This window comes from Actinoplanes sp. CA-131856 (assembly GCF_050956135.1).
GTDB lineage: Bacteria > Actinomycetota > Actinomycetes > Mycobacteriales > Micromonosporaceae > Actinoplanes.
This window is the reverse complement of the sequence record NZ_CP191849.1, coordinates 459,892-473,069: the sequence shown is the minus strand read 5'-3', so window position 1 is coordinate 473,069 and position 13,178 is coordinate 459,892. Positions and strand designations below refer to the sequence as shown.

At 69.9% G+C, this 13,178-nt stretch carries 11 protein-coding genes; 2 read left to right on the top strand and 9 right to left on the bottom strand.

Annotated features, from left to right (window positions below):
• Nucleotides 1-90 precede the first annotated feature (90 nt).
• The 7 genes from ACQP2X_RS02220 to ACQP2X_RS02190 form a co-directional block, all read right to left on the bottom strand.
• Complete coding sequence (locus ACQP2X_RS02220) at nucleotides 91-396, bottom strand: hypothetical protein (protein ID WP_097329131.1); 306 nt, start codon at nucleotides 394-396, stop codon at nucleotides 91-93.
• A 388-nt stretch (nucleotides 397-784) separates the two neighbouring features.
• Nucleotides 785-2,293: an APC family permease gene (locus ACQP2X_RS02215; protein ID WP_498694008.1), complete on the bottom strand. Its 1,509-nt coding sequence runs from the start codon at nucleotides 2,291-2,293 to the stop codon at nucleotides 785-787.
• Nucleotides 2,294-2,386: 93 nt separating this feature from the next.
• Nucleotides 2,387-3,376 (bottom strand): zinc-dependent alcohol dehydrogenase family protein, encoded by a 990-nt coding sequence (locus tag ACQP2X_RS02210; protein ID WP_498694007.1) that lies wholly within the window; start codon nucleotides 3,374-3,376, stop codon nucleotides 2,387-2,389.
• Nucleotides 3,373-4,173 carry a carbohydrate ABC transporter permease gene (locus tag ACQP2X_RS02205; protein ID WP_498694006.1) on the bottom strand — a complete coding sequence of 267 codons (801 nt, stop codon included), beginning with the start codon at nucleotides 4,171-4,173 and terminating at the stop codon, nucleotides 3,373-3,375. Before ACQP2X_RS02205 ends, ACQP2X_RS02210 begins: the two co-directional genes overlap by 4 nt.
• A complete protein-coding gene (locus tag ACQP2X_RS02200; protein WP_498694005.1) occupies nucleotides 4,170-5,099 on the bottom strand; it encodes a carbohydrate ABC transporter permease in 930 nt (309 codons plus the stop codon). Before ACQP2X_RS02200 ends, ACQP2X_RS02205 begins: the two co-directional genes overlap by 4 nt.
• Complete coding sequence (locus ACQP2X_RS02195) at nucleotides 5,099-6,448, bottom strand: ABC transporter substrate-binding protein (RefSeq protein WP_498694004.1); 1,350 nt, start codon at nucleotides 6,446-6,448, stop codon at nucleotides 5,099-5,101. The genes ACQP2X_RS02200 and ACQP2X_RS02195 overlap by 1 nt, the downstream gene beginning before the upstream one ends.
• A 38-nt stretch (nucleotides 6,449-6,486) precedes the next feature.
• Nucleotides 6,487-7,248 (bottom strand): DeoR/GlpR family DNA-binding transcription regulator, encoded by a 762-nt coding sequence (locus ACQP2X_RS02190; RefSeq protein ID WP_498694003.1) that lies wholly within the window; start codon nucleotides 7,246-7,248, stop codon nucleotides 6,487-6,489.
• A 231-nt stretch (nucleotides 7,249-7,479) separates the two neighbouring features.
• Between ACQP2X_RS02190 and ACQP2X_RS02185 the strand changes: the two genes are divergently transcribed.
• The gene (locus ACQP2X_RS02185; RefSeq protein WP_498694001.1) at nucleotides 7,480-9,735 is read left to right on the top strand and encodes a putative bifunctional diguanylate cyclase/phosphodiesterase; all 2,256 of its coding nucleotides are present in this window, start codon (nucleotides 7,480-7,482) and stop codon (nucleotides 9,733-9,735) included.
• A gap of 16 nt (nucleotides 9,736-9,751) precedes the next feature.
• A complete protein-coding gene (locus ACQP2X_RS02180) occupies nucleotides 9,752-10,666 on the top strand; it encodes a phosphotransferase (protein ID WP_498694000.1) in 915 nt (304 codons plus the stop codon).
• A gap of 52 nt (nucleotides 10,667-10,718) precedes the next feature.
• Here ACQP2X_RS02180 and ACQP2X_RS02175 read toward each other — a convergent pair whose 3' ends face one another.
• Both ACQP2X_RS02175 and ACQP2X_RS02170 read right to left on the bottom strand, forming a co-directional pair.
• Nucleotides 10,719-10,892 (bottom strand): CsbD family protein, encoded by a 174-nt coding sequence (locus tag ACQP2X_RS02175; protein WP_097329123.1) that lies wholly within the window; start codon nucleotides 10,890-10,892, stop codon nucleotides 10,719-10,721.
• A gap of 25 nt (nucleotides 10,893-10,917) precedes the next feature.
• Nucleotides 10,918-13,116 (bottom strand): putative bifunctional diguanylate cyclase/phosphodiesterase, encoded by a 2,199-nt coding sequence (locus tag ACQP2X_RS02170; protein ID WP_498693998.1) that lies wholly within the window; start codon nucleotides 13,114-13,116, stop codon nucleotides 10,918-10,920.
• Nucleotides 13,117-13,178: the final 62 nt, after the last annotated feature.

Sequence of the window (13,178 nt, the reverse complement as noted above, 5' to 3'; positions counted from 1 at the left end):
ACTCCCCGTTGATCCCGCGCTCGGCAAGACAGCGGCGCGGCCGCGACAGCGTACGACAAAGATCAACAGTCGTCGAGACCTTGAAGCGGCCTAATAGGTCAGGGCTACCAGGTCGCGGAGCTGGGCCAGGGCGTCCCTCTTGGCCGGCGAGTCGGGCAGCTCCTGCTGGGCCGCGGCGACCAGGCCCGAGCGCAGCAGGGCGTAGATCTCCCGCTGGCCCTCCTCGGGGAGGTCGGGGATCCAGAGGCTGCCGAGATTCTCCGTGACCACCATACGGAGCCAGTCGGCCGTCTTCGGGTCGCCGATCCTCGGTATGAGGAACTCCAGCGTCCATTCGAAGAGACCGCCCGTCGACTGCCAGTCCGAGCCCGGCCGGACCATGATGAGAGCCGCCATTGCCGCCGCCCCAGGATGAAGACGCGCGGAGCCAGTCGGCGCTCCGCGATGAACCGTTCTATGCGGGCCACCTGGTCCGGGGTGAAGCGTGAGACGTCCACCGGCACCAGGTCGGCCTTCTTCAGGTGCAGCACGATCTGCAACGAGAATCGCGCCCATTGCTGGTCGAACCTGTGGGCCGCGAACGGTCCCACGGCGTCGTAGGAGAGCCCGCGCTGATCGAACCAGTCGGCCCGGCATCCCGGTCGGGCCCGGGTGAGCCGTACGCCGAGCTCGCTCTCGATCCGCAGGGCGGTCTCCGATTCGTTGGGCCGATATCGGCCGGTGGCGGGGTCCATCCCCAGCGCACGGATCCGTCGCAACTCTCGCAGCGGACCCGGCGCGCTCATCAGCGGTTCACCCGCTCCGGCCGGTGCGCGCCGGGTTCGGAATGCGGTCGCTGCGGCGGCACCAGCGGCGCCGTCACCACGACCGGCACACCACCCTGCCCGATTCCCGCGTATATGACGGGATGGAGGCGACGGAGGATCAGCGCGTGCGACACACCGAGAAGCACCACTGCGCCGATCACGCCGGGCACGATCCAGCCCGGCGCCCCGATCAGCTCCTCGACATGGCCGAGGGCCAGATAGGCGATGACCCCGAGAGCCACAGTGGACAGCACCGGCGCCACGAACCGGCTCCACGCGCCTTCGCCGTTCGGCACCTGGTTGAGGTGCAGCAGCGCCGCCACCGAGGTCGCGATCAGCAGCGTCAGCACCCCGAGCCCGCCCGCGACCAGCAGGCGACGGCCAAAAAGATCAACTTCCGAGACCCCCAGGGCGTACGCCGCCAGCAGCGCGACGCCCGCCACGAGCGACTGCACGAGGGACGCGGTGCGCGGGGCCCAGGTGCGCCGCGACGTCCGGCTCAGCCCGGCCGGCAGCACGCGCTCACGCCCGAGCGCGAACAGATAGCGGGCGATGGTGTGATGCAGCGCCAGCATGGCCGCGACCAGCCCGGTGAGCAGCATCAACCGGCCCAGCGTGACCGCCCACGGCGCCAGCCGCGCCGCGGCCAGGTCGAAGAGCAGCTCCGGCCCGCGGGCGCGGGCCAGCTCGGCGATCCGGTCCGGCCCGGCCGCCGCGGCCAGCGACCACGACGCCCCGGCCAGCAGCACCGCCACCACGGCCACGGTCAGATAGGCGCTGCGCCCGGGGTCACGCCGCGGCCGGATCGCCTCCTCGGCGTACGCCCCCGAGGTCTCGAAGCCGGCGAAGGCCAGCGTCGCCACCACGAGCAGCAGCCCGAGCACCGGCATGTCCACTCCGGACGGCACGATCGAGGCCGCGGTGGGCTGACCGGCGGCCGGATCGATCACGTTGGCCGCGGCGAATCCCACGACGACCACACCCTCGACGAGCACCAGCAGCGCGATCAGCCCACTGCTCACCTCGATCCGGATCGGGCCGCACACCGTCACCACGAGCCAGCAGCCCGCGGCCACCATCCACCACTGCGCCCCGACGTCGAACCAGCTGCGCAGCAGGGGCGCCGCCGCGGCGCCGGCCAGGCCGTAGAGACCGAGCTGGACGACCTGGTACGAGGTGAGGGCCAGCCACGCGGCGGCGGTGCCGCCGGGCCGCCCGAGTCCCTTGGCGACGTACGTGTACATCGCGCCGGCGAACGGCGCCCGGTGGCCCATGGCCGCGTATCCGGCGGTGAACAGGATCAGGACGACGCCGGCGGCCAGGAAGCCGAGCGGGACGAGCGGCCCGCCCCCTTCGGCGTAGGCGGTGGGTACGACGTGGATCAGTACGGCGATCGGCGCGGTCGCGGCGAGCGCGAAGTAGGCGATGGCGGCCGCGCCGATGCGACCGGGAGCGAGGGTGTGCGGTAACTCCTCGGGCGTACCCACGGACCTATTTGATCCTGAAGTCCTTCGCTTGACAACTGGCCGTAGCGGTTCACTCACCAACCGTGGACCAGGTTGGCACGAACCACCTCTGACCTAAGGTTCTATGAGGATCTTGCGCCCCACTCCCGCCCGAAACTGGTCCAAAGCGGCGGCGTAGGAGTCGAGCGGGAACCGGTGACTCACGAAGATCGAGGGGTCGAGCACCCCGGCCGCGAGCATCTGACCGGCCCGGTCGAAGCTGTGCAGCACGGCCATCGACCCGGTGATGGTGATCTCCCGGCGATAGATCTCGTACGGCTCGATCGCCACCCGCGCGTCGTAGGCCGCCACCCCGAACTGGAGGAAGGTGCCCCCGCGCCCGACCCGGCCCAGACCGTCGGTGATGGCCGCGGCCACCCCCGTACAGTCGATGACCACGTCGAACCCGCGCGGCGCCTCGATCTCATCGGCCGAGGTGACCGCGGCCGAGCAGCCGAGCAACCGGGCCGTCTCCAGCCGGGCCGGATTGAGATCCACCATGGACACCGACTCGGCACCCGCCCGCAGCGCGAGGGAGAGCATCATCAGTCCCATCGTCCCCGACCCGTAGATCAGATATGAGCTGGCCATCGCGCGCGGCAGCACGTCGAAGCCGCGGACCGCGCAGGACAGCGGCTCGATCAACGCCGCGTCGCCGGCCGCCAGGTGCGACGGCAGTTTGAAGAGGTTGGCCATCGGGGCGGCGACATATTCGGCGGCCCCGCCGCTGACCGTCACCCCGATGGCACCCCAGTTCTCGCACTGATTGCCCCGGGCGCGTTTGCAGTAGTAGCAGTGCCCGCAGTACAGCGACGGGTCGACGGCCACCCGGTCACCGACCGCGTAGCCGATCACCTCGGCCCCGACCGCGACGATCTCACCGGCGAACTCGTGGCCCGGCACGATCGGGAAACGGGGCGCGAACTCACCGTCCATGATGTGCAGATCGGTGCCGCAGATGCCGACCGCGGCCGGTTTGACCACCACCTCGGCCGGACCGGGGGTCGGGTCCGGCACCTGTTCGACGGCGATCGTGCCGGGCGTCACGACGACGGCTGCTTTCACTTGACGGCTCCCATCGACAGGCCACGGACCAACTTGTTCTGCGCCAGCCAGCCGGCGATCAGCACCGGCAGCGAGACCAGCGTCGCCGCGGCGCACAGCCGGGCGAGGAAGAGGCCCTCGGAGGAGATGAACCCGACCAGGAAGATCGGCGCGGTGCCGGCGTTGGTCGCGGTCAGGTTCACCGCCAGGAAGAACTCGTTCCAGGCGAAGATGAAGCAGATCAGCGCCGTCGCGGCCAGGCCGGGCGAGACGATCGGCAGGATGATCCGCCGGATGGAGGTGAGCAGGCCGGCGCCGTCCACCTCGCCGGCCTCGAGCACCTCGCGCGGCACCTCCAGCAGGAAGGACCGCATCATCCAGACCGCGAGCGGCAGGTTCATCGAGGTGTAGAGGACGACCATGGTCCAGATGTTGTCCAGCATGCCGAGGTGCTTGACCAGCAGATAGAGCGGCAGCAGGGCGGCCACGGCGGGCATCATCTTGGTGCTGATGAAGAAGAACAGCGTGTCCGTCCACTTTGCCACCGGTCGCAGCGAAAGGGCATAGGCGGCCGGTGTCGCCAGCGCGACGACCAGCAGCGTCGAGAAGACGCTGGCCATCAGCGAGTTGAGCAGGAACGGCGTGATGTTGCGGTCGAAGACCTGTGCGTACTGGTCCAGGGTCGGGGTGAAGACCCAGCTCGGCGGGTTGCTGGCCGCGTCCTGCTCCTGCTTGAAGCTGGTCAGCACCATCCAGATGACCGGAAAGACGAACACGATCCCGGCGATCCAGGCGACGACTCCCCAAAGCCGCTTCACCGGCTCTCCTCCATCTTGAAGAGGGACGAGATGACCCGCAGGGCGAACGTCGCCACGATGATCGTCAGGATCACCACGATCACGCCGGCCGCCGACGCCTCGCCGTACTCGAACTTGCGGAAGGTCGTCAGATAGATCTCGTACGGCAGGTTGGTCGTGGCCGTGCCGGGACCGCCCTGGGTGATGCTGAAGATCGCGTCGAACGTGTTGACCAGGTAGATCGAGCCCAGCAGCGCGCCCAGCTCCAGATATTGCCGCAGGTGGGGCAGCGTCATCCGGCGGAAGATCTGCCAGGCGTTGGCGCCGTCGACGCGGGCCGCCTCGACCACCTCGTGCGACTGCGACTGCAGCCCGGCCAGCAGGATCAACATCATGAAGGGCGTCCACTGCCAGACCAGGGTGGCGATGACCGCGCCCTTCGGATACGACGAGATCCAGTCGGTCGAACCACCGAAGATGCCGTTGATCAGGCCGTACGCCGGATTGAAGATCGCGTGCTTCCACAGCAGCGCGGCCGCGATCGGCATCACCAGGAACGGCGTGATCAGCAACGTGCGTACGACCGAACGCCCCAGGAACTTGCGGTCGAGGAGCAGGGCCAGCAGCAGCCCCAGGATCATCGAGAAGATCACCGCGCCCGCCGTGAGCAGAACGGTGTTGACCAGCGCCGACCGCAGCCGGGTGTCGGTCAGCACGGTGGCGTAGTTGTCCAGCCCGACGAACGGCTTGTCGCCGGGGCGCAGCGCGTTCCAGCTCAGCGTGGAGAGGTAGAGCGTGTAGAGGAACGGGATCTGGGTGATGACGATCGCGAAGATCAGCGCGGGCAGCAGCGGCGCCCGGCGTACCCAGCGGTCTTTGGCTCCGCCCTTGGTGGGCCGGACGGGCGGCTGGGTCCGCTCGTCCGGCCGGGCGACCACGGTGGTCACTACTTGTACTTCTTGGCGACGTCTTCGGCCTGCTTCTGCCCGTCGGCCAGGGCCTTGTCGACCGTGCTGCTGCCGGCGATGGCCGCGCTCACCTCCTGCGACACCTTCGTGCCGAGGTCGGCGAACTCGGGGATGCCGACGAACTGCACGCCCAGCGCGGGCCGGGGCTGCACGCCCGGGTTGGTCGGGTCGGCGTGCTCGATCGAGCCGAGCGTGATGTCGGCGAACGCCTTGGCCGACTCCTTGTACTCCGGGATCGAGTACGTCGAGGTGCGCTTGCCGGACGGCACCCGCGACCAGCCGAGCTGCTTGCCGACCAGCTGCTCGTAGTCCTTGCTGGTGGCCCACGAGATGAACTTCCAGGCGGCGTCGGCCTTCTTGGTCGTCTTGGGCATCGCCCAGGCCCACGTCCAGAGCCATCCCGAGTACTCGGTCTTGTTCACCGGGGCGTACACGTAACCGACCTTGCCCGCCACCTTGCTGGCCTTCGCGTCCTCCAGCGTGCCCGCGGCCGACGTCGCGTCGTACCACATGGCGGCCTTGCCCTGCCCGAACGTGTTGAGGCACTCGGTGAAGCCGGACTGCGGCGCGCCCAACTGGCCGTGCTTCTTGAGCAGGTCGACGTAGAACTGGGTGGCCTGGGTGAACTCGGGCGAGTTGACCTTCGGGGTCCAGTCCTTCTCGAACCAGGTGCCGCCGTAGGTGTTGACGACGGTCGTGAGCGGCGCGAAGAGCTCGCCCCAGCCGGGCAGGCCGCGCAGGCAGATGCCGGCCACACCCTTGCCCTTGTCGTCCAGCTTCGCGGCGAAGTCGGCGACCTGGGCCCAGGTCGGGTGCTCGGGCATGGTCAGGCCCTTGGCCGCGAAGAGATCCTTGTTGTACATGAGGAATGACGACTCGCCGTAGAACGGCGCCGCGTACATCTTGCCGTCCTCGCCGGTCAGCGAGTCGACCATCGGCTTGAGGAGATCGGCCGAGTCGTACGCCGAGTCGGCCTGCGCCTGCGTCGAGAGCTCGTGCAGCCAGCCGTTCTTGGCCCAGATCGGCACCTCGTAGGCACCCACGGTGGCCACGTCGTACTGCCCGCCCTGGTTGGCGACGTCCTGGGTGACTTTGTCGCGCAGCTCGTTCTCCGGGAGGATCGTGAACTTCACGGTGATCCCGGTCTGCTTGGTGAAGTTGTCGGCGGTCAGCTTCTGGATGTCCTCCATCTGCGGGTTGCCGACCATCAGGGCGGTGATGGTGTTGTCGGCGCTGTCGCCGCCGCTGCCGCCGGTCGAGCCGGCGCCCGAACAGCCGGCGGCGGCGAGAAGTAGGCATGCGGCGGCCAAGGCAAGTTTTCTGGGCATGGTGCATCCTCCGTTTATGCGAAAACGGCGTGCTCGTTTTAAACGCGAATTACCTGCGGTCCCATTCGGGAATAGCGGTTCGCCTCGGACGCCGGCAGGCCGGTGTCCGTGACCAGTGATTCGAAATCGGATATCTCGGCGAAGCGGCAGAACGTGCGGACGCCGAACTTGGTGTGAATGCCCACGAAGACCCGGCGGCGGGCGGCGGCGACGGCTCGCGCCTTCACGTCGGCCACGGCCGGGTCCGGAGTGGTCAGCCCGACCTCGCGGGAGATGCCGTTGGCACCGATGAACGCCAGGTCGATGACGAAACCGGAGAGCATGCCGGCCGCCCAATGGTCAACGGTGGCCAGCGTGCGGCCGCGCACCCGGCCGCCGAGCAGCAGAACTGTGGCCGGCGTGGACCCGGCCAGCCAGGCCGCGGTGTTGAGCGAAGCGGTCACGACCGTGAGCGGCCGGTCGGTGGGCAGCGCCTCGGCGATGAGCTGCGGGGTGAAGCCCTCGTCGATGAAGATGGTCTCGGCGTCGCCGATCAGGCCGGCCGCGGCGGTCGCGATCCGCCGTTTCTCCGGCACCCCGCGCATGGTGCGCATGGCGAGATCGGTCTCGAATTTGGCGGTCTCCACCGGATAGGCGCCGCCGTGCGTACGGCGGATGAGACCGTGTTTCTCCAGCAGCCGCAGATCGCGGCGGATCGTCTCGGCGCTGACGGACAGCTCGGCGGCCAGTTTCGCGACCTCGACCTCGCCGTGCCGGCGGGCCAGGGCGACTATCTGGTGCTGTCGCTCGTCAGCGTTCATGGCGATATTTGTAACACCGGAGAAACCTGTGGCCTGCCTCACAAAGTCATCGACTTCGTTGTTTGTTTGCCCGCTTCGCCAGGCCACCCTCGATGATCAAATCGGGTGTTAGCCGGACCTTTCGCGCGAAACGTCCGACCGTTTCGGCCGAAAGCGTGACCGCATGGTGCCCGCTCATGTGAGCTCGGGCGTTCTCCTCATGTCCGGGCCCGGGCGGACGACAAGAGTCCCGTGCTAGCGACGGAGCAACTGACAGAATTCCTGTCCGCGGTGGCGGACCGGCCCGCCGGTCCGGCCGCGCAATACGCTGCCGTCGAGTGCGCCGCCCGCGCGCTCGACGCCGACGTCGCGGTGCTGATGATCGACGACGGGGTGGTCGCCACCCTCGGCCTCACGGCCGACGAGGTGCCCGCGTACGCCCTGGCCGAGGTGGCCGCCGGCCGCCGCGACACCCTGGAGCTGGGCGGCGGCCGCTACGCGGTCACCCACGCCCCGATCGGCGGCCCCGCGCCGGGCGTCCTGGTGCTGGGCCGGATCGGCGCCGCCTTCAGCGCCGAGGAGATCACCCTGCTGCGCGGCATGGCCCGCGTCCTCGAGCTCTGCCTCCAGTCGCTGTACGTCGTCGAGTCCGAGCGCCGGTACGCGGAGGAGAACGGCCGCCTGCTCGGCTATCTCGACCAGGGCCGTCGCGTCTTCTCCGAGCTGTCCCAGGTCCAGCGGGCGATCGGCCGCCGCCGCCCCCTCGCGCAGACGTTCGACCTGGTCACCGCCGCCCTGCGCGACCTGCTGGGCGTCGAGATGGTGTCGATCAGCCTGATCGAACGCGACGATCCGCACCTGGGCAGCCTGGTGGCCGCGCACGGCGTGAGCCCGGAGGTGCGCGAGAAGCTCCAGCGCGTGCCGGTGGCCTCCGGCGGTGTCGCCGGCCTGGCCACCCTCGGCGACGAGCTGGTCGCCGTGGAGGACTACGCCACCTCCCCGATCGCACTGCCGTCGCTGACCGCGGCACAGCTCCGGTCGGTCATGGCCGTCCCGGTGCACGAGGGTGACAAATCGGTCGGCGCGGTGGCCGTGGGCACCTACAGCGCCCGCCGCGACTGGGACAAGGCGACCCGCGAGATCGTCACCGCGTTCGCCGAGCACGTGAGCCTCGCCCTGACCGACGCCCGCACCCAGGAGCAGATGAGCCGGGCCTACCTCGACTCGCTGACCGGTCTGGCCACGCGTGCCCTATTCCAGACCCGGATGGAGGAGACGCTCGGCGCGCAGGGCCTGGGCGGTGCCGTGCTGTTCGTCGACCTCGACCGCTTCAAGGTGGTGAACGACTCGCTCGGCCACGCCGCCGGCGATACCCTGCTCACCGGCGTCGCCGAGCGCATCCAGTCCTGCCTGCGCGACGGCGACACGGCCGCCCGCCTCGGCGGCGACGAGTTCGCCGTGCTGCTGCCCGGCATCCAGGGCACCGGCGAGGCCGTCCCGGTGGCCGAGCGCATCCTCGACGCGCTGCGGCGGCCGTTCGACCTGGGCGCCGAGACGTTCGTCAGCTCCAGCATCGGCATCGCGTTCAGCAAGCCCGGCGAGCACGACGCGGCCGAGCTCATGGTCCACGCCGACCTGGCCATGTATCAGGCCAAGAAGCACGGCAAGGACCGCTACGAGGTCTTCGAGCCGGCCATGCGCGAGGCCTTCCAGGCCAACATCGAGCTCGAGGCCGACCTGCGCCGCGCCGTCCTGCGGCACGAGTTCCAGCTGCGCTACCAGCCGATCGTCCACCTGCACACCGGCGAGATCACCGGCGTCGAGGCCCTGATCCGCTGGCAGCACCCGGAGCGCGGGGTCATCCCGCCCATGGACTTCATCCCGCTGGCCGAGGAGACCGGGATGATCGTCCCGATCGGCGAGTGGGTGCTGCGCGAGGCCACGACCCGGGTGGCCGAGTGGAACCGCAAACGGCTCGGCCCGCCGCTGTCGGTCAGCGTGAACATCTCGGCCGTCCAGCTCGACCAGACCTCGCTGCCGCAGGTGGTGCGGGACGCCCTGGAGACGGCCGGGATGCAACCGGACCGCCTGATCCTCGAACTGACCGAGTCGCTGCTGGTCGATCACCGCCCGGCCACCCTGGACCGGCTCCACGAGATCAAGGGCATCGGCGTCCGCCTGGCCATCGACGACTTCGGCACGGGCTATTCGTCGCTGGCCTATCTGCGCCGTTTCCCGGTCGACATCATCAAGATCGACAAGTCCTTCGTGGACGACGTGGTCGACGAGCCCACGGCGGCCGCGCTGACCCACGGCATCATCCAGCTGGGTCGCGCCCTGCAACTGTCGACGATCGCCGAGGGCATCGAGCACGCCAGCCAGCTCACGTCGCTGGCCGGCGGCAACTGCGAGCTGGGCCAGGGTTACTACTTCGCCGAGCCGCTGACCGACGGCGCCCTCGACGACCTGCTCTTCCCCACCGACGTCCCACCGAGCGAGTGCGAATAGGCCAGACTGCTGGGTCATGCGGGAACGCCCGGCCGACCTGACCGACGCCCACCTGGCCGCCACACTGGCCGAGGGCTGGGGCATCCACGCCCCGGCCCTCACCTATCTGCCGGTCGGGGCCGGCGGCCACCACTGGTCGGCCCCGCCGTGGTTCGTCACAGTCACCGATTACTCGCCGGCCCTCGAACCCGCTCTGGACACGGCGGCCCGCCTCGGCCTCGACTTCGTGGTGGCCGCGATCCGCACGTCGGACGGCACCATGGTCAGGCGCCTGGGCGATCGATACGCCGTCACGGTCCATCCACTCGTCACGGGGTCCGCCGGCACGTTCGGTCCCCATCCCGAGGCCGACCGCGAGCCCGTCCTCGACATGCTGATCGCCCTGCACCGGACGACGGGCACCGCGCCCCGCGCCGACCTTCGGCTTCCCGGTCGCGCCCGCCTGGAGTCCGCGCTCGCCGACCTCGATCGGTCCTGGACCTCCGGCCCCTACGCCGAGCCGGCGCGCCGCCTCCTGGCCGAGCACGCCGCCGCGGTGACCCGCAGGCTGTCCCGCCTCGACGCTCCGCCGTCCCCCGGCTCCTGGGTCGTCACCCATGGCGAGCCACACCCGGGAAACGTCCTCTGGAGCCCGTCCGGCCCTCTTCTGATCGACTGGGACACCGTCCAGCTGGCCCCACCCGAGCGGGATCTCTGGATGCTCACCGACGCGATGATCGACGCGCCACCATCGATCGACATGCCGCTTCTCTCGCGATACGAGCGGGCAACCGGTCACCGCGTCTCTCCGGACGCCATCGAGTTCTACCGAAATTGGTGGATTCTCGCGGATATCGCCACCTACACCGACGATCTCCGCCGGCCCCACACCGAGGGCGCTGACCTGGCCGCCGCCCTGACCTACCTCGCCGCCAACCTGCGCTCGGCCTGAAACGGCGGCAGCGGCCGCTTCGGATCGAAGCGGCCGCTGCTGAGGTCGTACGTCAGGACTTGAAAGCGTCCTTGATGTTCTCGCCGGCCTGCTTGAGCTTCGAGCTCGACTGGTCGGCCTTGCCCTCGGCCTCGAGGCGCTCGTCGTCGGTCGCCTTGCCGACGCCCTCCTTGACCTTGCCGCCGAGCTCTTCGGCCTTGTTGTCGATCTTGTCGTCGGTGCCCATGATGACCTCCGAGGGGGATCTGAACCTACGCCGTCCGCAGTACCCCGGAGCGGCTCGGCCAATCCCTTTCCACCATCTCGGTGAAGTCGGCGGCCGGCATCGGACGGGCGAACAGGAAGCCCTGCGCGGCCCGATAGCCGAGGTCACGCAGCCGATCCGCCTGGTCACGGGTCTCCACCCCCTCGGCCACCGCGTTCAGCCCCAGCGCGCCCGCCACCTGCAGCACGGCCGCCGCCACGGGCACCCGCGCGTCCGGCGCGGCCTGGGTGAAGGCGCGGTCGAGCTTGAGCTCGTCGACCGGCACGTCGTGCAGCATGGTCAGCGTCGACGCGCCCGTGCCGAAGTCGTCCAGCGACACCCGCACCCCGCGCGCCCGCAGATCGGCCAGGTTGGCCGCCGACGCCTCGGCGTCGATCGGCATCGACTCGGTCACTTCCAGGGCGATCCGGGAGCCGTCGATCTCGTACGCCTCCAGGAGCGCCCCCACGAAGAAGGCGAAACCGGGCTCGCGCAGGTCGCGCGCCGAGATGTTGATGTTCAGGACGATCTCCGGGCTCCAGCCGGCCAGGTCGCGCACGGCCCGGCGGATCACCCAGCGGCCCATCGGCACGATCAGCCCGGTGCGCTCGGCGACCGGGATGAAGGCGTCCGGGGCCAGCGTGCCGTGCACCGGGTGAGCCCAGCGGACCAGGGCCTCGGCCCCCAGCACCCGGCCGTCGGCCAGCGACACGATCGGCTGGTAGAGCAGGAACAGCTGGTTGTCGCGGATCGCCTCGCGCAGCTCGGCGCCCAGATATGACTGGTCGCTGGCGGCCATGCCGTGGTCGTAGTGCAGGAACGCCGTGCCGGGCAGCGCCTTGGCCGCGTACATGGCGATGTCGGCCCGGCGCAGCAGCAGGCTGGGGTCGTCGCCGCTGCGGCCGTCGGCGATGCCGATGCTGGCCCGGATGGGCAGCTCGTGGCCGTCGGCCACCACCGGCTCGCGGAGGGCCTCGATCATGCGCTGGGCCGCGAGATCGGCCGCGGCCGGGTCGGCGCCGTCGAGGACCAGCACGAACTCGTCGCCACCGAGGCGGGCCACCGTGTCCTCGGCCCGGACGCAGCCGGCCAGGCGCTGGGCCACCGCGATGAGCAGGAGGTCGCCTACCTCGTGGCCGAGCGTGTCGTTGACCTCCTTGAAGTCGTCCAGGTCGATCAGCGCGACCGCCACCGGGCGGTCACCCGGGCTGGTCAGGGCCTTGTCGAGCCGCTCATGGAAGAGCACCCGGTTGGGCAGCTGGGTCAGCGCGTCGTGGGTGGCGCCGTGGTCGAGCCGGCGCAGCAGGCGGCCGTTGTCGCGGAACGCGGTGATCTGGCGGAGCACGACGAGCGCGGTGAGGATGACCGCGCTGACCACCACGATGCGGCGGTCGGCGCTCCCGGTGTTCCAGGTGACCGCCACGAGCAGGCCGTCGACCGCGGCCACGGCCGCGTAGGGCAGGACGCTGAACGTACGACGGCGGGCGGGGGCGACGCCGCGACGAGGGCCGTAGGTCGCCCGGCGCTGGCGCTCGGCGGCCAGCGCCACGAAAAGGTAGACCGCCAGGATGTCGATCATGTCGGGGTAGAGCTGGGGGTCGATCGCCGTGAAGAGCGGGCGCAGCAGGGGCCCGACCGCGCCGACGACCACCGCCACGGCGATCATCCGGAGCGCTCCCCGGTCGAACAGGACCTGGCTGGCCAGGAGGAACTTCGCCATCGCGAACACCGACAGCAGGGCCAGCACGCTCAGGGCGAGCGAGATGTAGACCAGGCCGGTGTCATCCGCGTGCAGCGAGTACCGCGTGGCGAAATGCCAGACGAACACGGCGCAGGCCAGCATGACGGTGCCCGCGTCGAGCACCAGCCGGAACGTGTCGCCGCGGGTCTGCGAGCCGAAGGGCAACCGGATCAGCGCCCACATGACGATCAGGATGGCCAGGCCGTCGAAGAGCATCTGCCCGGCGCCCATCTGCAGGTTCGCCGGATCGTGGGCGCCGATCACGTGCGCCGCCTGCGCCGTCACTCCCAGCCCGACGAGCACCGCGCCCACCCAGATGTGCCGCCAGAAGCGGCGGATCGGCGGGGGCAGGTGCTCGGTCCGCGCGGTACGCCCACAGGCCACGGCCAGCAGCCCGGCGCCGAGCACACCGGGCAGCCAGAGCAGCGCCCACGGTATGACCGGCGTGATCAGGTTGACGCCCACGGCAACCACCGTGACCAGCAGTAACAGGGCATTCGCCCTGAGCAAACGGTCGGACGGAAGAG